20 protein-coding genes and 1 tRNA gene are annotated in these 17,241 nt (G+C 63.4%); 9 read left to right on the top strand and 12 right to left on the bottom strand.

Annotated features, from left to right (window positions below):
- Positions 1–102: 102 nt before the first annotated feature.
- Positions 103–1,275 carry a 2OG-Fe(II) oxygenase gene (locus tag V8352_RS08515; RefSeq protein ID WP_336423855.1) on the top strand — a complete coding sequence of 391 codons (1,173 nt, stop codon included), beginning with the start codon at positions 103–105 and terminating at the stop codon, positions 1,273–1,275.
- Positions 1,276–1,361: 86 nt separating this feature from the next.
- On the opposite strand, the gene V8352_RS08510 is transcribed toward V8352_RS08515, so the two are convergent.
- Entirely contained in the window at positions 1,362–1,790 is a 429-nt protein-coding gene (locus V8352_RS08510; protein ID WP_336423854.1) for an FKBP-type peptidyl-prolyl cis-trans isomerase, read from the bottom strand.
- A gap of 319 nt (positions 1,791–2,109) precedes the next feature.
- Between V8352_RS08510 and V8352_RS08505 the strand changes: the two genes are divergently transcribed.
- Genes V8352_RS08505 through V8352_RS08490 form a run of 4 tightly spaced genes read left to right on the top strand, consistent with a single transcriptional unit; the run spans position 2,110 to position 5,907 of the window.
- On the top strand, positions 2,110–2,793 hold the full coding sequence (locus tag V8352_RS08505) for a haloacid dehalogenase type II (RefSeq protein WP_336423853.1): 684 nt from the start codon (positions 2,110–2,112) through the stop codon (positions 2,791–2,793).
- Entirely contained in the window at positions 2,794–3,660 is an 867-nt protein-coding gene (locus V8352_RS08500; protein ID WP_336423852.1) for an alpha/beta fold hydrolase, read from the top strand. It abuts the gene before it with no gap.
- A complete protein-coding gene (locus V8352_RS08495) occupies positions 3,657–4,643 on the top strand; it encodes a threonine ammonia-lyase (RefSeq protein ID WP_336423851.1) in 987 nt (328 codons plus the stop codon). Before V8352_RS08500 ends, V8352_RS08495 begins: the two co-directional genes overlap by 4 nt.
- Positions 4,644–4,680: 37 nt before the next feature.
- Complete coding sequence (locus V8352_RS08490; RefSeq protein ID WP_336423850.1) at positions 4,681–5,907, top strand: mandelate racemase/muconate lactonizing enzyme family protein; 1,227 nt, start codon at positions 4,681–4,683, stop codon at positions 5,905–5,907.
- Positions 5,908–6,020: 113 nt separating this feature from the next.
- Here the strand turns inward: V8352_RS08490 and V8352_RS08485 are convergent, their stop codons facing one another.
- The 8 genes from V8352_RS08485 to V8352_RS08450 all read right to left on the bottom strand — a co-directional run bounded on the left by V8352_RS08485 (position 6,021) and on the right by V8352_RS08450 (position 13,064).
- Positions 6,021–6,506, bottom strand: coding sequence for a PACE efflux transporter (locus V8352_RS08485; RefSeq protein ID WP_336423849.1), 486 nt, complete (start codon positions 6,504–6,506; stop codon positions 6,021–6,023).
- A gap of 56 nt (positions 6,507–6,562) precedes the next feature.
- The gene (locus V8352_RS08480; protein ID WP_336423848.1) at positions 6,563–7,492 is read right to left on the bottom strand and encodes an AEC family transporter; all 930 of its coding nucleotides are present in this window, start codon (positions 7,490–7,492) and stop codon (positions 6,563–6,565) included.
- Positions 7,493–7,497: 5 nt separating this feature from the next.
- Entirely contained in the window at positions 7,498–8,322 is an 825-nt protein-coding gene (locus V8352_RS08475) for an MBL fold metallo-hydrolase (RefSeq protein ID WP_336423847.1), read from the bottom strand.
- On the bottom strand, positions 8,322–9,125 hold the full coding sequence (locus tag V8352_RS08470; protein ID WP_336423846.1) for a TatD family hydrolase: 804 nt from the start codon (positions 9,123–9,125) through the stop codon (positions 8,322–8,324). The genes V8352_RS08475 and V8352_RS08470 overlap by 1 nt, the downstream gene beginning before the upstream one ends.
- A 10-nt stretch (positions 9,126–9,135) precedes the next feature.
- Positions 9,136–10,260 (bottom strand): DNA polymerase III subunit delta', encoded by a 1,125-nt coding sequence (locus V8352_RS08465; RefSeq protein ID WP_336423845.1) that lies wholly within the window; start codon positions 10,258–10,260, stop codon positions 9,136–9,138.
- Positions 10,257–10,877 (bottom strand): dTMP kinase, encoded by a 621-nt coding sequence (gene tmk, locus V8352_RS08460; RefSeq protein WP_336423844.1) that lies wholly within the window; start codon positions 10,875–10,877, stop codon positions 10,257–10,259. The genes V8352_RS08465 and tmk overlap by 4 nt, the downstream gene beginning before the upstream one ends.
- Positions 10,874–12,055: a D-alanyl-D-alanine carboxypeptidase family protein gene (locus V8352_RS08455; RefSeq protein ID WP_336423843.1), complete on the bottom strand. Its 1,182-nt coding sequence runs from the start codon at positions 12,053–12,055 to the stop codon at positions 10,874–10,876. Before V8352_RS08455 ends, tmk begins: the two co-directional genes overlap by 4 nt.
- Before the next feature lie 67 nt (positions 12,056–12,122).
- Positions 12,123–13,064: an SPOR domain-containing protein gene (locus V8352_RS08450; protein WP_442970990.1), complete on the bottom strand. Its 942-nt coding sequence runs from the start codon at positions 13,062–13,064 to the stop codon at positions 12,123–12,125.
- A 290-nt stretch (positions 13,065–13,354) separates the two neighbouring features.
- Here V8352_RS08450 and V8352_RS08445 point away from each other — a divergent pair.
- Positions 13,355–13,444, top strand: a tRNA-Ser gene (locus V8352_RS08445).
- 152 nt (positions 13,445–13,596) lie between these two features.
- Positions 13,597–14,868 carry a tyrosine-type recombinase/integrase gene (locus V8352_RS08440; protein ID WP_336423842.1) on the top strand — a complete coding sequence of 424 codons (1,272 nt, stop codon included), beginning with the start codon at positions 13,597–13,599 and terminating at the stop codon, positions 14,866–14,868.
- On the opposite strand, the gene V8352_RS08435 is transcribed toward V8352_RS08440, so the two are convergent.
- Together V8352_RS08435 and V8352_RS08430 are read right to left on the bottom strand one after the other, a co-directional pair.
- The gene (locus V8352_RS08435; RefSeq protein ID WP_336423841.1) at positions 14,850–15,035 is read right to left on the bottom strand and encodes a hypothetical protein; all 186 of its coding nucleotides are present in this window, start codon (positions 15,033–15,035) and stop codon (positions 14,850–14,852) included. The two genes, V8352_RS08440 and V8352_RS08435, sit on opposite strands and share 19 nt — an antisense overlap.
- Positions 15,036–15,163: 128 nt before the next feature.
- Positions 15,164–15,835 (bottom strand): SOS response-associated peptidase, encoded by a 672-nt coding sequence (locus tag V8352_RS08430; protein ID WP_336423840.1) that lies wholly within the window; start codon positions 15,833–15,835, stop codon positions 15,164–15,166.
- 234 nt (positions 15,836–16,069) lie between these two features.
- Between V8352_RS08430 and V8352_RS08425 the strand changes: the two genes are divergently transcribed.
- Both V8352_RS08425 and V8352_RS08420 read left to right on the top strand, forming a co-directional pair.
- Positions 16,070–16,471, top strand: coding sequence for an XRE family transcriptional regulator (locus V8352_RS08425; RefSeq protein ID WP_336423839.1), 402 nt, complete (start codon positions 16,070–16,072; stop codon positions 16,469–16,471).
- An 8-nt stretch (positions 16,472–16,479) separates the two neighbouring features.
- Complete coding sequence (locus tag V8352_RS08420) at positions 16,480–16,674, top strand: hypothetical protein (RefSeq protein ID WP_336423838.1); 195 nt, start codon at positions 16,480–16,482, stop codon at positions 16,672–16,674.
- A 220-nt stretch (positions 16,675–16,894) separates the two neighbouring features.
- On the opposite strand, the gene V8352_RS08415 is transcribed toward V8352_RS08420, so the two are convergent.
- Positions 16,895–17,241 (bottom strand): c-type cytochrome (locus tag V8352_RS08415; RefSeq protein WP_336423837.1); only part of this gene is annotated, 347 nt, incomplete at its 5' end.

Raw genomic sequence — 17,241 nt, 5'->3', positions numbered from 1 at the left:
CGTGCAAGGCAGCAATTATGCATCCAAGTGCCTCTCAATCTGACTATGCAGCCTGTCTTGGCCTCTGTATCGTTTTACGAAACGAACGAGGTATCCCGGTCCATGAAAGCGTCCTTGCAGCTAGATGACTTACCCCTGTTGACGCCCGGCGATCCTGCACCGCTGTTCGTGCAGCGCAGCGCATCAAATCCGCGTTACACCTTTGGCAGTGCGGCAGGACGATATCTGGTCCTGTGTTTCTTCGGCAGCGCTGCTGATGCCCATGCGCAGGCTGCGCTGAGGGCGGTCTATCAGCGCCCCGACATCTTTGACGATGACCGGGCCTGCTTCTTTGGGGTCAGCATTGATCGCGAAGACGAAGCCACTGGCCGCGTGACGAACCGCATACCGGGCTATCGCCAATTTTGGGATTTCGACCTCGCTGTGTCGCGCCTTTATGGCATCGCCACAAGAAGCAGGACACCCGAAGCCGGGCCGATTGCCGTCGCGCGCAAGTGGATTGTCGTTGATCCGACGATGCGCGTGCTGGCGTCCATCCCGTTTCAAGCAGACCGGAGCGATCTCGAAGAAGTCATGACCCTGCTGGATGCTCTGCCGCCACCCGAGCGTCATGCCGGCGTCGAGATCATGGCGCCGATATTGTTCCTGCCCCGTGTGTTCGAACCCGCAGTTTGCCGCCACCTGATCGGTCTCTATGAGGCGCAAGGCGGCGAAGAGAGCGGTTTCATGCGCGAAATCTCTGGCAAGACAGTGGGGGTGACGGATCCGGGCTTCAAGCGGCGGAAGGACTACATGATCGAGGATCGCGCGTTGATCTCTTCCCTTCAGGCGCGCTTCCTGCGCCGTGTGGTGCCCGAAATCGAGAAGGTTCATCAGTTCAAGGCGACCCGGATGGAGCGCTACATCGTGTCTTGCTACAGCGCCGAAGATGGCGGGCATTTTTCGGCACATCGTGACAACACGACCAAGGGCACGGCCCATCGCCGCTTTGCGGTCTCGGTCAATCTCAACGACGATTTCGACGGGGGCGAGGTCAGCTTTCCGGAGTATGGCCCGCGCAGTTTCAAGGCCCCGCCGGGCGGCGCGGTCGTATTCTCATGTTCGCTTCTCCACCGGGTCAGCAAGGTTACAAGGGGCAAACGATACGCTTTTCTCCCCTTCCTATACGACGACGCGGCAGCACGGCTGCGCGAGGAGAACGCGCAATTTCTGGTGGATCAGGGCGCAGAATACCGCGCCGCCATGCCAGAGCCAGCCGAACAGTCAAAGATCTGACCCGAAGCGCGCGGCATTTGCGCAAGTAAAAAAAAAGCCCCAGACTTTCATCCGGGGCCTTCTCAATTTCTACCGTGGTGCGCGCCTTAGGCGATTGCGACCAATTCGATGTCGAACTTCAGGTCCTTGCCGGCCAACGCGTGGTTGGCGTCAAGCGTGACGGACTCTTCGGTCACTTCCAGCACTGTCACGGGCAGGACCTGGCCATTCTCGGTCTGCACCTGAAGCTGCGTGCCCGGATCCAGCGGGATGTCCGCCGGGATACCTTCGCGCGGCACTTGCTGGCGCGCGTTGGGGTCAACCTCGCCATAGGCTTGTTCGGCAGGCACTTCGACGGTTTTCTTTTCGCCGACGGCCATGCCGGGCATGGCGGTGTCGAGGCCGGGGATGATCTGGCCCGAGCCGACTTCGAAAGACAGCGGATCGCGGCCCTCGCTGCTGTCGAAGACAGTGCCGTCGGTCAGTGTGCCGGTGTAATGAATATGAACGGTATCGCCCGATTTCACTTCGGTCATGGATAGACTCCAGTTCTGGTCAGTTGGGTGTGGGTGAATTTCAAGGCCGCGCGGCGCGCGGGTGCTTGTGCGAATTGCCATTTGACTTAGCGATGCCGCGCGCGGATTGCAAACCCGCGATCAGGGCCAGCGTTCCAAGGTATTGGAATCGCCAAAAGGTTTTCGCTTGGCGCAGCACTCAGGCACCCTCGTGGGCCACCCTTGGCACATAATGCGCGCCGGGGGGCAACATCGCCCTTTTCCGCCCAGCCCATCCGTGCCAGTCTGACGCCTCAGCAGCCACCCAAAAGCCAACACCCAGCAGCCAAGCGGAGCGCCAATGCCGATCACCACCTGCATCTTCGACGCCTATGGCACATTGCTGGACGTGGCATCCGCCGCGCGGACCGCTGCTGCCGAGCCGGGGAACGACAGGCTTGCCGAATGCTGGCCCGCCATCGCGCAGAACTGGCGGCAGAAGCAGCTCAACTACACATGGCTGCGCACGGTGATGGACGATCACGCCGATTTCTGGACGCTGACGGGCGATGCGCTCGACTGGGCGCTGGAGGCCGAAGGGATTGAGGACGCGGCGCTGCGCGACCGCCTGATGGGCCTCTACCGCGAGCTTGACGCCTTTCCCGAAGTGGCCCCGATGCTGCGCCAGCTGAAGGACGCAGGGCTGAACACCGCAATCCTGTCCAATGGCACCCCCGATATGCTGGAAGCTGCGACCATTTCGGCGGGGATCCGCAGCGATCTGGATGACATCCTGTCGGTCGAGATGGTCGGCATCTTCAAGCCCGCGCGCGCCGTCTATGACATGGTCGGCCGGCGCTTTGCCTGCGCCCCGGACGAGGTGCTCTTCGTGTCGTCCAACGGATGGGACGCAGCGGCAGCAGCGGCCTACGGGTTTCAGGTGGCATGGGCCAACCGCGCGGGCGAGCCGGTCGAGCGGTTGCCGGGCAAGCCAGCCCATGTGCTGAGCGATCTCACTGGCATCCCAGCGCTGGCGGGGGCCTGAATGCCGCATTTCGACACCACGGACGGGCTGAGCCTCTATTACACCGACAGCTCCGAAAGCTGGACGGAAATTGCGGCCGATAGCGACAACGATGTGCCAGTGGTCCTTTGCCTTGCCGGGCTCACGCGCAATTCCGGCGATTTTCGCTTTGTGCTGCCCTTCCTGCCCGAGCATCGCGTGATCCGAATGGATTATCGCGGACGCGGCCAGTCGGACTGGGCCGAGGACATCAGCACCTATTCGGTCGCGCAGGAGGCCGCCGATGCCATTGCGCTGCTCGACCATCTGGGAATCGAGCGTGCGACGATCCTTGGCACATCGCGCGGCGGGCTGATCGCGATGCTGCTGGCGGCGACGCACCCGCAGCGCCTGAGGGGGGCCATCCTCAACGACATCGGCCCCGAGATCGCGCCCGGCGGGCTGAACCGCATTTTTGAATACGTCGGCCATCGCCCGGCCTATGACGATTTCGACGCGGCAGCCGATGGCCTCAAGGCGGCGATGGAGCCACGCTTTCCCGGCGTCACGCGCGACCGCTGGCGCCTCCATGCCGAGCTGATCTGGAAAGAGGCCGAGGACGGGCTTGACCTGCGCTATGATGCACGCCTGCGCGACGCGCTGACCCATCAGGCGGGCGCTGGCCCGGCGCCGGATCTCTGGGTCTTGTGGGATGCGCTGGCCGCGCTGCCGGTCACCGTGCTGCATGGCGCCAATTCAGACCTTTTGAACACAGACATCCTGTCGCGCATGCAGGCGCGCGCGCGCGCCATGCGCGGCGTCACAGTGCCCGATCGCGGCCACGTTCCCTTTCTTGACGAGCGCGAGGCGCTGCAAGGCATATTGAGCCATCTCAAGGATTACGCATGAGCGATATCGACAGGATCCGCGCCGCAGCCGCGCGGCTGAAGGGGCACGCGCGGCGCACGCCGCTCTTGTCCTCGCCCTTTCTCGACCGGATCGCCGGACGGCGCGTCTGGGTCAAGCCCGAGTGCCTGCAACATACCGGCAGCTTCAAGTTTCGCGGCGGCTATGCGGCGGTCTCGGCGCTTCCGGACAGCGTGCGTGCGCGCGGTGTGCTGGCGTTTTCGTCGGGCAATCACGCGCAGGGCGTGGCCTTGGCCGCCGCGCAGCATGACGTGCCCTCGGTCATCATCATGCCCAGCGATGCGCCCGCGCTCAAGATCGCCAACACCCGCGCGTTGGGGGCTGAAGTGGTCCTTTATGACCGCGCCGGGGGCCAGAGCCGCGAGGATCTGGGCGAGCGTCTTCAAGCTGAGCGCAATCTGACCCTGATCCGCCCCTATGACGAGCCCGAGGTGATCGCAGGCCAGGGCACCACCGGCCTCGAGATCGCCGAGGACGCGGCACAATTGGGCATCAAGCGCGCCGATGTGCTGGTCTGCTGCGGCGGCGGCGGGCTGACCTCGGGGATCGCGTTGGCACTTGAGGCCGAAGCGCCGGGGCTGCGCGCGCGCCCCTGCGAGCCCGAAGAGTTCGACGATACCGCCCGCTCGCTGGCCAGCGGCACGGTGCAGCGCAATGCGCGCACCTCGGGCGGGCTGTGCGACGCCATCATCACGCCCCAGCCGGGCGACATCACCTTTCCCATCATGCAGCGCCTCTGCGGTCCCGGCCTTGCCGTCAGCGATGACGAGGCGCTGCACGCCATGGCCCTCGCGTGGGGGCGGCTCAAGCTGGTGGCCGAGCCTGGCGGCGCAGTCGCGCTGGCGGCGGCCCTTTTTCGCGCCGATCAGATCGAAGGGGATGACGTGATCGTCACAATCTCGGGCGGGAATGTGGATGCCGACGTCTTCCAGCGCGCTCTGGCCGCCCATGGCGCACTGACCTGAACCCATTGGATCATACTGCAACAGGAGCCTTGAACCCATGCGCCTGAACCATCTCGACATCATCATCACCTCGCCCCCGGCTCCCGGCTGGGGCGGGCGCTACTGGATCCTCGTCAAGGTCACGACCGACACCGGCATCACCGGCTGGGGCGAATGCTATGCCGCCTCTGCCGGCCCCGAGGCGATGCGCGCCGTGATCGAAGACGTATTCGAGCGTCACATGGCGGGCGAAAATCCCGAGAATATTGAGCTGATGTTCCGCCGCGCCTATTCGTCGGGTTTCACACAGCGGCCCGACCTGACCGTGATGGGCGCGTTTTCGGGGCTGGAAATCGCCTGCTGGGATATTCTGGGCAAGGCACACAACCGCCCCGTCCACGCCCTGCTGGGCGGGCGCTGCAACGCGCGCATCCGCGCCTACAGCTATCTGTATCCCCTGCCCCATCATGACGAGGACACCTTCTGGTCCTCCGCCGATATGGCCGCCGAGAGCGCGGCCGAGCTGGTCGAAGAGGGCTATACCGCGGTCAAGTTCGATCCCGCAGGCCCCTATACCCTGCGCGGCGGGCATATGCCGTCGATGATGGACATCGAGCAGTCGGTTGCCTTTTGCGCGGCCATCCGCGATGCGGTGGGCAATCGTGCCGACCTGCTTTTTGGGACGCACGGCCAATTCACCACTGCGGGCGCGATCCGGATGGGCCGCGCCATCGCGCCCTATGATCCGCTCTGGTACGAGGAGCCTTGCCCGCCCGACAATGTCGGCGCGCTGGCACGCGTGGGTGCCGCAACAGGGCTGCCCATCGCCACGGGCGAGCGCCTGACGACCAAGGCCGAATTCGCCCCGGTGCTGCGCGACGGCGGTGTGTCGATCCTCCAGCCCGCATTGGGGCGCGCGGGCGGCATCTGGGAGTGCAAGAAGATCGCGGCCATCGCCGAGGTCTATAACGCCCAGGTCGCGCCGCACCTCTATGCCGGTCCCATCGAATGGGCGGCGAATGTGCAACTGGCCGCCAGCATACCGAACCTCTTGATGGCCGAAACCATCGACAGCGAATTCCACCGCGCCCTGATCCGAAACAGCATCCGTATCGAGAACGGCTATATCAACGTGCCCGAGGCCCCCGGCCTCGGTATCGAGGTGGACGAGGATCTGGCCCGCGCGCACCCCTGGCGCGGCGAAGGCCTGCATTTGGAGATGACGGAGGAGCCGGTGAACTATCACGGCCCCAACATGTTCAAGGGAGGGGCGCCGCGCGACTGACGCGCGGCGCCAGACATCTGTATGACAGCGTGTGGCAGCGCGCTGTGCCGTCTTATATGATGCGCGCTCGCGCCTTGCCTATAGCTGACGTCTCAGGCCGTAGGCGGGGCGGTTCAGGTTTCCCGCGCCGCTGGCGTCTCGGGCACCGGGAACACGATGTCGTAGATCCAGTTATAGGCGAAGGCGTAAAAGAGATAGAAAAGCGCAATCGCCACATCCATGATCAGCGCCTCGATCAACCCGACGCCCAGATAGATCGCGATGAACGGCACGAGGATCACCAGCAGCCCGATCTCGAACAGAATGGAATGCCCGACGCGCAGCAGCACCGTCTTGCGCGTATGGCCGACCCGCGCCTGCATCATCCGGTCAAAGCCAAGGTTATAGACGTAGGTCCAAAGGGTCGCGAGCGTCGTGCTGACCACGGCGACCACGCTGATATCCTCTGTGGGCAGGCCAAAGATCCAGCCGCCAAACCCGATCACGATGGCGAGGCCGACCCCCTCGAAAATCACCGCGTGCCGTATCCTGTCCCCCGTGCTGCGCATCGTCTGGTCCTTGCTTTCCCGCGCGGAGGCAGCGCGCGCCGTCCCTGCCATGGGAAATGTCCCTCAGGCCAAATCCCCTCAGCCCGCCCCTTCTATGCCGAAAATGTCTAGGGCAACAGCCCCAGCCAGACCCACGCTGTGAGGATCGACAACGCCGTGCCGATCAGCACCGCCGACGCCGCCACGCGCCGCGCCGCGCCGTACATATTGGCAAAGATATAGGCGTTGATCCCCGGTGCCATGGCCCCCGTCACCACCGCACTGCGGATGGCGTTTTCAGGCAGGCTGAGGGCCGTGCCCAACGCAAACGTGATCGCCGGATGCACACACAGCGCGATGAGGCACACCATCGCGATCACGCGCAAATCACCCTCGGGTTTGTATTGCACCAGCACACCACCGAGACCGAAGAGCGCCGCAGGCAGCGCCGCGCGCGCGATCAGGTCCAGCCCGCTTTGCAACGGCGCGGGCACCGCCTGCCCCGAAAGATTGACGATCACGCCAAGGCCGATCCCGAGGATCAGCGCGTTGGAGAACATCGCTTTCAGCACCTTGCGCGCCACCGCCAGCCCCGCGTCGCCGCGCGCGCGCGTGATCTCCATCGCGGTGATCCCGACGGCGTAGCAAAAAGGCGAATGCAGTGCGATGATGGCAAAATTCGCCTCCAGCGCATTCGCGCCATAAGCCCGCTCGGTGATGGGCAGGCCCAACAGGACCGAGTTGGAGAACAGGCAGCAAAAGCCGATGGCGATCGCATCTTCCCATGTGCGGCCAAAGATCAGCCGCGCCCCGAATGTGCCAAGCGCAAAGCCCGCCAGCGCGCCGGAATAAAAGCTGAAAAGGAGCGGAAAGTTGAAATGCTCGCCCAGATCCAGCTGCGAGATGGCGGTGAAGAGCAGGCAGGGAATGGCGAAATTCTGGGTAAAGCGGATCAAGCCCTCAACACCCGATTGCGCGAACCAGCCCATCCAGACCACAAGATACCCCGCCCCGATCACGACGAAAACAGGCAGGACGACGTCAAGAAGTGCGCTCAAGTCCCTTACTCCGCGCTGGGGATGTCAAAGGTCAGCGTCATGCCGTCATAGGCCACATCCACGCCCTCCGGCACCTCTGATTTCAAGGTACGGTAGTCCATATCGGTATGCATATTGGTGATGATCCCCCGGCGCGGCGCGGCGCGGGCGATCCACTCCAGCGACCGCTCGAAATGAATATGCGTCGGATGTGGCTTGCGGCGCAGCGCATCGAGGATCCAGGTGTCGAGGCCCTGCACGATCTCCCAGCACTCCGGGCCCATGTCGGCCACATCCGGCAGATAGGCGACATCGCCGACGCGAAATCCCAGCGCGTCCATCGCGCCATGGTTCACCCGGAAAGGCGTCAATGTAACGGCGCCGCCCGCACCCGTGATGGTGACATCGCCATCTATCGTGTTCATGTCGAGGATGGGCGGATAGCTCGACCCTGCGGGCGTGTGAAAGGCATAGCCGAAGCGATCCATGAGGGCGATCTGCGTCTCGGGGTCGGCCCAGACCGGCAGGCGATCCGCCCGGTTGAAAACCACGATGCGCAAATCATCAATCCCGTGGCAATGATCTGCGTGGCTGTGGGTAAAGACCACCGCGTCAAGCGAGCCGATCCCGTGGCGCAAGAGCTGCTCGCGCATGTCCGGGGAGGCGTCGATCAGCACACGTGTCAGGCCGCCATCCGCACCCTCCTGTTCGATCAGGACCGAGCAGCGCGTGCGCCGGTTTCGCGGCTCGGCCGGGTCGCAATCGCCCCAGTTTCCGCCGGGCGTATCAGCGAGGCGTGGCACGCCCCCCGAGGAGCCGCAACCGAGGATGGTAAAGCGCCGAACCGCCATCAGTCAGACCCGCCGTAGGCTGCGGCCTTGGCAAAGAGGCGGTCAAAATTGGCCTCGGTCTGCGCGGCGAATTCTGCCCAGTCCATGCCGAATGTCTCCGCGGCCTTCCGGGCGGTATGCGCGGTATAGGCCGGCTCATTGCGCCGCCCGCGATGGGGCGGCGGGGCGAGGTATGGCGCGTCCGTCTCGACAAGGATCCGGTCGCGCGGCGCCACCGCAAAGATATCGCGCAGCGCGCCCGATTTGGGAAAGGCGGTGATCCCGGACATACTGAGGTAAAATCCAAGATCCAAAGCCTTTTCAGCCAGTTCCGCGCCCGAGCTAAAGCAATGCATGACGCAGGAGTAGGCGCCATTGGCGTGCTCTTCGGCAAGGATCCGCGCCATGTCCTCATCCGCGTCGCGCGAATGGATGATCAGCGGCAGACCTGTCTGGCGCGCGGCGGCGATATGTATGCGCAGGCTTGTCTGCTGCAGCTCGGCGCTTTCGGCGGTGTAGTGATAGTCGAGGCCCGTCTCGCCGATGCCGACGAATTTTGGATGCCGCGCAAGGGCGATCAGTTCGTCGACGCTGGCCAAAGGCTCCTCGGCCGCGCTCATCGGATGCGTGCCTGCGGCATAAAAGACAGGGCCATACGCCTCGGCAATGGCGCGCACCTGCGGCTCGTTGCGCAGGCGCGTGCAGATCGTCACCATGCGCGTGACGCCAGCGACAACCGCGCGGTCCACCACCTGCGGCAATTCATCAGCAAAGTCGGGGAAATCGAGGTGGCAATGGCTGTCGGTAATCGTGATGTCGGTCATGCAGGGCCCCTCAGGCGGGCTGGCCCGCCGCCGTCTTTTGTATTCTGAACACGGTATCTAGGACGAGCGCGGCAGGGTCAAGGTTGACCGCCCGGCCGTGGCGCATCCGGCCGCCCACATCCTGGGCACAATCGGCCCAGGCCCTCGCAGCGTTTAAATCAGGCGCGGCGCGCATCAGCATTTTCGCCTCGCCCCTGGCACCCTCCTGCGCGGGTGCGGCACCGGTCGCGCCGGTTTGCGCCATGCGGCCCAGCATCAGCTCGATCAGCCAGATCAGCAGTGCCAGGCGTTCCTCTCCGCCGCGCTGCGCCGCCGCATTCGCCAGCGCGAGGGCGCGGGGGCGGTCGACATTGGGCAGGTCCGAAAAGAGCTTCACAAGCTCGGCGTAAATCTTGAGGCCATCAAGGTTGATCAGGCGCACCGCCTCGCCGACCGATCCGCCCGAAAGGGCGGCCAGCGCAGCGGTATCGCCGCCCTCCCCGATGCCGGCCTGTGCCAGAGCACCGGCCATATCCGCCGCGCTCAAGGCAGGCAGGCGCAGCTCGCGGCAGCGCGAGCGGATGGTGGGCAAAAGCCCCGAGGGCTGGTGGCTGATGAGAAAGAAGGTCGTGCGCGCGGGCGGCTCCTCAAGCATTTTCAGCAAGGAGTTGGCGGCCGTTACGTTCATGTCGTCAGCGGCGTCGATGATGACGGCGCGGCGGCCTCCATCCGCGCTGGAGAGCATGAGGAAATTGTGCAGGCTGCGCACGTCCTCGGCCCGGATCACATCGCGCAGACGCTTGGTATCGGGGTTGATCTGGCGGGCGATGTGAAAAAGCTGCGGCTCTGACCGGGCCAACATGCGCCGCGCGACAGGGTGATCGGGCGAGATGTCGAGGCTGCCGGGCGCCTCGGGCGCGAACATGCCGCCGCCCTCGCCCGCGTCATGCGCCAGCAAAAAGCGCGCGGCCCGCCACGCAAAGGTGGCCTTGCCGACGCCGCGCGCGCCCGTCACCAGCCAGGCATGATGCAGACGCTCGTCGTTATAGGCGGCCAGAAAGGCGGCCTCGGCGGCACCCTGCCCGATCAGCCTCGGCGTCTCGCGCGGGTGCGGCGCGCCGGCGATGCGGTCGGCCTCGGGGGCGTCCTCGCTCATGGCAGGCGCTCCGCGACAGCGGCGCGCACATCGGCGGCAACAGCCTCCGGCGCCTGCGCGCCATCAATCACGGCAAAGCGGTCTGCAAACTCCTCGGCCAGCGCCAGAAACCCCGCGCGCATCCGCGCCTGCATGTCGGCGCCGAACGCCTCGAAGCGGCCCTCGCCGCCCCGCGCGAGCGCGCGGGCCAGCCCCGCGCCCGCGTCGATGTCGATGAGGATGGTCAGATCCGGCTCTTGGCCGATCATCAGATCATGCAGCGCATCGACCTGCGCACGCAGACCCGCCCCGCGCAGGCCCTGATACATGCGCGTCGAGTCGGCAAACCGGTCGCAGATCACGATCTGGCCCGCCGCCAGCGCCGGGCGCACCGTGCGCTCCAGATGATCGCGGCGCGCGGCGGTAAAGAGCAAAAGCTCGGTCTCGGGCGACCAGCGGTCCGTTGCCCCGTTCAGCACCAGCGCGCGAATTTCCTCGGCGCCAGGGCTGCCGCCCGGTTCACGCGTCAGGATCGCATCACGGCCCTCGCCGCGCAGATGATCATGCAGCATGCGCGCCTGGGTAGATTTGCCCGAGCCGTCGATCCCCTCAAAGCTGACGAAGAGGCCAGCGCTCACAACGCTCCCTCTGGCCCCTGTTGCAACCGCTTGATCAGAAGGGTGGACACCGTCTTGAGCCGCGTGGTGAAACCGCCGCGCGCCACATCGGTGCCCGCCAGCAATGGCACGCGCGTCTCCGGCATCCCCTCGGGCTTCACAACCAGTTCGCCGACGCGCGTTCCGGCCTTGACAGGGGCCTGAAGCGGGCCGTCATAAATCACCTCGGCCTTGACCTGATCATCCCCCAGGACGGGCAAAAGCATGGTCAGATCGGCCTCGGTCACAAGGCCGACGGTAGGCACTTCGCCCATCCACACGTCGGCCCGTGCCACATCGACACCCGCCTCGACCAGCTTATTCTCGGCGAACTGGCGAAACGCCCAGTTGACGATCGCCTCGGATTCCTCGGCACGCGCCTGCGCCGTCTCCAGCCCCGACACTGCAAAGATCACGCGTCGATCGCCCTGCTTGGCCGACCCCACAAGGCCATATCCCGACGCTTGCGTGTGCCCGGTCTTGAGGCCATCCGCGCCGATACCAAGCTTCAGCAGCGGATTGCGGTTCTGCGTATTCTGCGGCGCGCGCCCGTCGAAGGAGTATTCGGTCTCGGCGAACATTTTGTAAAATTCAGGGAAATCAGTGATGATCAGCCGCGAGATCAGCGCCAGATCGCGCATGCTCATCACGTGGTTTGGCGCGGGCCAGCCATTTGAATTGGCAAAAATGGAATTGGTCATGCCCAATTGCTGCGCGCGCTGGGTCATGAAGCGGGCAAAGCCCGCCTCGGTGCCGTCGGGGCTGAGCGCCTCGCCGAGAACAGCGCTGGCATCATTGCCCGAGAGCACGATGACTCCACGCAAAAGATCCTCGACCGATACGCGATCGGTTGTGTCGAGAAACATGGTCGATCCGCCATAGGTCATCGCATGGCTCGAAACCGGCAGTTCCTCGTCCAGCGACAGGCGCCCGTCACGGATGGCCTCGAAGGTGACATAGAGCGTCATCAGCTTCGACATCGATGCGGGCGGCAGCGGCTCGTCGGCATTCTTGTTCAAAAGAACGGTGCCGGTGCCGACATCAACCACATACGCCGCCTCGGCTTCGGTGTTGAAGGCGGCAGCGGGCTGTGCAAGGCAAACCATCCCGATCGCCGCAATGGCGGTCTTGAGCGGGAAAAATCTTCGGGCGTGGTGCATGGGGCGTGGTGCTCCGTCGTCTGGTGCGGGGTGGCGGCGGCGCGGGCCGCCGCCGTTTGCTGATCTCTTAATTGCTGACCGCGTAGGCATCATCAAACCCGACGCCCTTGATCTTGTCCAGCAGGGCCGCGCGCTCGTCCTCGGTCTGGGCCGGGCCAACAATGACACGCCAGAACGTCTTGCCCTGGCTGCCTTCCTTGCGAACCGTGGGCACCATACCCGCCTGGCGCATGGCTGTCGCGGTATTTTCGGCGTTCTGCTCGACCGAGAATATGCCGATCTGAATGTAGGGCCGGCTCAGCGCCGAGGCGGAGCGATCCGAAGCAGCAGGTGCGGCGGCGCTGGGTTCGGGCGAGAGCGCCTCGCTATCGGCCTGCGGCGTAGCGGCAGCGGGCGGGCGCACCTCGCCTGCAGCGTCCGCATCGGCGGTGTCGAGCGCGGCGGCAGCGCCCTCGATGGGATCAAGCGTGCTGGTCTCGACGGTGCCGGCTGCGAGGGTCGCTGCGGCCTCCTCGCCATCGTCCGTCGCGCCGCCGGATTCGGCATCCTGCTCTGGCGCCTCCTCGCGGCGCAAGGCGGTCACGTTCAATTGGGCAGGCGCGCCAGCCAGCATGCCAAGCGCTGCGGCAGCATCCGAGGACACCTGGAACGCGGGTCCAGGATTGGCGCGCTCGCGCCGGAAAAGCGCGCCGATGACGAACTTGGAATTGGCCGTGTTGCGAATGATGACCCGCTCAGGCTCATCGACATCGGGATGGGCCACCCAGACGCCGCCCAGCGAGGGGCGACCGTCCCAGAGGCCCCCATCGGTGACCTGAAAGACGCCGGGCGCCTCGACGTCCCGCTCGACCAGCCGGACGGAGGAGGAATCCCCTGAAACCGATGCCGTTTCCGAGCCACCGCCAAAGACGCCGCCCATGTCCTGGCACCCGGCCAATGCCATCAGTGCCGCACCGCCGAACACCGCCTTGCACCATCCCGGCGCACCGCCTGCCAACAGAAAACCCATGCCTTGTCCCTTGCCTGTCCTACCCGCCCAGTGTCCCTGCCAAGCGCTCATGGGCACCTGCGCAGACCGGCGGGCTGAAATTGCCTGCCACCGCAGTCGTTGCCGCGTGCGCGCAGTCTAGCCAGTCGGGCCTGCCAATAAAAGCACGCAGTACGTCTTCGGCGGAATTCCCTCTGGAGGCGCAACGCACCCTGGAAACCACCAAGACGCCTCCATGATGCCGCCAAGATGGTTTTGACTAAAAGATGTCCCTTTCAGAATCGCCTCAGCCCCCCTAAACCACACCCGTCGGAGGAGTGGCAGAGTGGTCGAATGCACCGGTCTTGAAAACCGACGAGGGTGTAAGTCCTCCGTGGGTTCGAATCCCACCTCCTCCGCCATTTTGCACCACAAATAAATCCGTCAATGCATTGAAAACTAATAAATAATTCCGCTTTCTGCGCCGGCATCAGAGTTGATGCAATCATCACTGCTATACATTTCGCTATACAAGCTGCTATACCTGACCTTGTCAGCAAGAGGGTTTTGTAGAATGGCGATCAAGAAGCGGGGCAACAAGTTGTCGCTCTATAAGCGCGTGCCAAAGCGCTATGAGGCGATAGAGTCGCGCAAGTTTGTCTGGCTGGCACTTCACACCGACAGTCCCACAGAGGCCGAACACAAGGCGGGTCCCGCATGGGATCAACTCGTCGCGGCATGGGAAGCAAAACTTGCTGGCGACACCTCGGATGCCGAACATCGCTTCACGGCCGCGCGTGATCTGGCGGCAGCGCGGGGTTTTCGTTATCTCCGCGCCGATCATGTTGCCCAGCTTCCCAAGGATGAATTGCTGAAACGTGTCGCGGCCATAGGCGGCACCGATTCGGAACCGGACGTGAGCGATGCAGAGGCGCTGCTCGGGACCGCGAAGCAACCAGGGATTACCGTCAGCCGTGCGCTCGACCTGTATTGGTCGCTGGCGCAGGACAAGACACGCGGCAAGAGCGAGGACCAGCTACGGCGCTGGCGCAATCCTCGGATCAAGGCCGTTCGAAATTTCGTGGCCGTGGTCGGTGACAAGGCTATCAGCAAGGTCTCCGGCGACGACATGCTCGATTTCAGGCAATGGTGGCTCGACAAGATGGAAGCCGAAGAATTGACGCCGAACAGCGCCAACAAAGACCTGATTCACCTGGGCGACGTCCTGAAGACCGTGAACAAGATGAAGCGGCTCGGGTTGGTGCTTCCGCTCTCCGATCTGTCCTTCAAAGAGGGTGAAGCGAAACAGCGCCCGCCCTTCTCCGATAGCTGGATACGAGACAAGCTACTCGCGCCGGGTGCACTGGACGGGCTGAACGATGAAGCCAAGGCGATCTTGCAGGTGATGGTCAACACCGGGGCGCGGCCATCCGAGCTGGCGGGCCTCACTGCCGATCAGATCGTTCTGAACAGCAACGTGCCGCATATTAAAATAGAGCCAGGCGAACGCCAGCTAAAGAGCAAGAACGCGCGCCGGGTGATCCCCCTCGTCGGTGTGTCGCTTGAGGCGATGCGCAGCCATCCAGAGGGCTTTCCCAGGTATCGCGGCACCGCTGCTGGTCTGTCTGCCACTGTGAACAAGTATCTGCGCGCGCATGGCCTCTTAGAGACGCCAGATCATACCCTTTACGGGCTGCGGCACTCATTTGAAGATAGGCAACTCGCGGCGGGCGTTGATGAGCGCGTGCGGCGAGATCTCATGGGGCATTCTTTGAACCGGGAGCGCTATGGCAAGGGAGCAGCGCTGGATCACTTGCATGCGATCCTTCAGGAAACCTGTCTGTGAAGAGCAGCAACGGCACGGGCGCGGCTGATCGCGTCGGCTTGATCATCCAATAGAGCAATCTCTTTCTCGATACGATCGAACACCGGCAGAAAGGCCGGATCATGCAGCACAAGAACCGCCAGTTTGCGGTGCGCAGATTGCAAGGATTTCAAGTCAGGGTTGCTCATGCCCTCTCTATAGCAAGGCGGCGTTCGATCAGCACAAAATAGTCAAAAAAATCGCCGGGATGCTCCGGCAGCCCATCTCTGTGGGCGGCGGTGCCTCGTTCGAATGGTTTGCTCAAGCGTCCGGCTTTTTAGCCCTCGTCGTGCCGTTCCTCTGCGCCGCTTTTGATCAAGCGCATGGCGTCTGCCGGAAAAGGTCGCAACAGATCACCTGCCTCCTTCGCGCTGCCCGCCAGCCATTGCTCATAGTCATCTGGCTGAAGGATTGCCGGCATGCGATCAGGATGGACCGGCTTCACCAGGTCATTCGCCGTGGTCGTGATCATCGTATAGGTCTCGCACTCATCCTGACCGTCCGGTGCTTCGAAGCGTGACCGTGTCCACATGCCTGCGAAAGCGAAGGGCGGGCGAGCATCGTCCCCACGGAGGCCAAACCAGTGATAGGTCGCTGGCGATCTACCTTTTGCCTCGCAGAATGACGTGCCGGGTATCAAGCACCGGCGCTCGTGAAAGCTCTCTTTCCACAAGCCGACAGATTGCACCTTGTCATCGCGGGCGTTGTTCCATGCGGCTGGCTGTAGGATCTTGCCCGTTTTCTTGCTGGTTTTGGTTGTGCGAAAACCCCAAGACAGGCTGACCAACTCACGGGCACCCTCCTTGTCGAGCCGGACGACATGGCCGAGATACTTTGGCCAGATAGCGGTCAATGGCTCTGCGTTGCCCAAGTGGTCAGCATCTAGCGGGACCTTGAACAAATTCCGCATGGCTTCGACGGCGGTCGTATTGGAGTAAAGATTACACATTGGGTCAAAATCCTTGAATTCGGCAGCCAGTCAAGTGCCGGCCACCGACCCGTTGTGCAACTGAGGCAAAGCCCGGGGAACGCCGGGTGGGCAAGCTGCGATGTCGCTTTCTTGACGTGATTACTGACTGGCCCGACTGCGACCCACTGCATTTCTTCCCGCCAAACATCCCCAATCAGAGCATCGCTATAAAGAAGATGAGCAGCGTGTGCTGCATTATTTCTGGAGATAGAGATGCCGATAAAACCGCATGCAAACACGAAGTTGGCGAAATACGTAGAGCGCCGGGTTCTCGAACTGAGGTCAAGGAAATCACAGCTTCAGATCGCTAATGAGGCGGGCTTTCCCAACGCAAATATGGTGACAATGGTAAAGAATGGCACCAGCAAACTAGCCTTGGATCGGGTGCCGTCCATGTCGCGCGCACTGGACTGTGATCCGGCATACCTGATGCGGCTGGCCCTTGAGCAGGCAGTAGGCGATACGGCTGCGGCCGCCATCATCGAGACTTTCGGGACCCCGATCACTACTAACGAACTCGGCTGGCTTCAGGAGATCCGCGATGCGTCTGATCACAGTGATCCTCGCATGACCGCAAGAAGTCGAAATACCATCCGTGGGATCTTCGGCAAGTGAATGGCGACATGACAGTCAACAAGCACCCCGCAGCAAACAGGGGGTTGGCCCATAAGGGCCGGCCCACCTTTGGTCCCGCGGAGCTGACCGAAAACGAAATCGCCTGGGTGGAATTCCTGCGGCTGATCACCGATGGAAGTGACCCGGGACCGACATTCCGGCGTGTGTATTTGCTGCGGCGCATTCTGCGCTACTGGAGGTAATTGGCTGCCAAGGTGTGTGTCTGCGTGGGAAAGTTGAACGCGGCATATTGCCGGCTCAAGGTCATGCTTTAAGCCTGACGTTGCAGATGCCCGCCAGCACCACCGCGAATGGCTCGGGAGGCATTATGCCATTAAAAAAGGCCGCGCCGCCATCAGGGCAAGGATGGCACCGCGAGTTCTGCTTCATGCGTCCTGCACGTTCGTGCAGGATCAATGTTGCCTATTCCGCAGTGTCCGGGCGCGGATCCTCGACGAACCCGTCTGCGTTCGGCATTTCGACCTTGGCCATTGCCTCGGCGTTCATCACGCTGTCCGGCTCGGTGCTGGTGATGCCGGCTTTTCCCAGCACATAGGCGCTGATGGCGTAGACCTCATCGGCGCTCAGCGATCCGGGCTCTGTCATCGGCATGGCTCGGTGCGTGTAGTCAAAAAAGGTGCTGGCGTAGGGCCAGTAGCTCTCGACCGTTTTGACCGGAGCGTCGCTGGCCAGCGTGCCGCGACCGCCAATCAGTTGCGGGGCGCCCAACTCGGATACGCCCATCATGTCCAGGCCGTGACAGGCGGCAC

Source organism: Roseovarius sp. D0-M9 (assembly GCF_037083805.1).
Classification (GTDB): Bacteria; Pseudomonadota; Alphaproteobacteria; order Rhodobacterales; family Rhodobacteraceae; genus Roseovarius.
Note: the sequence above shows the minus strand (reverse complement) of the source record. Positions and strands in the feature narration are given on the sequence as shown.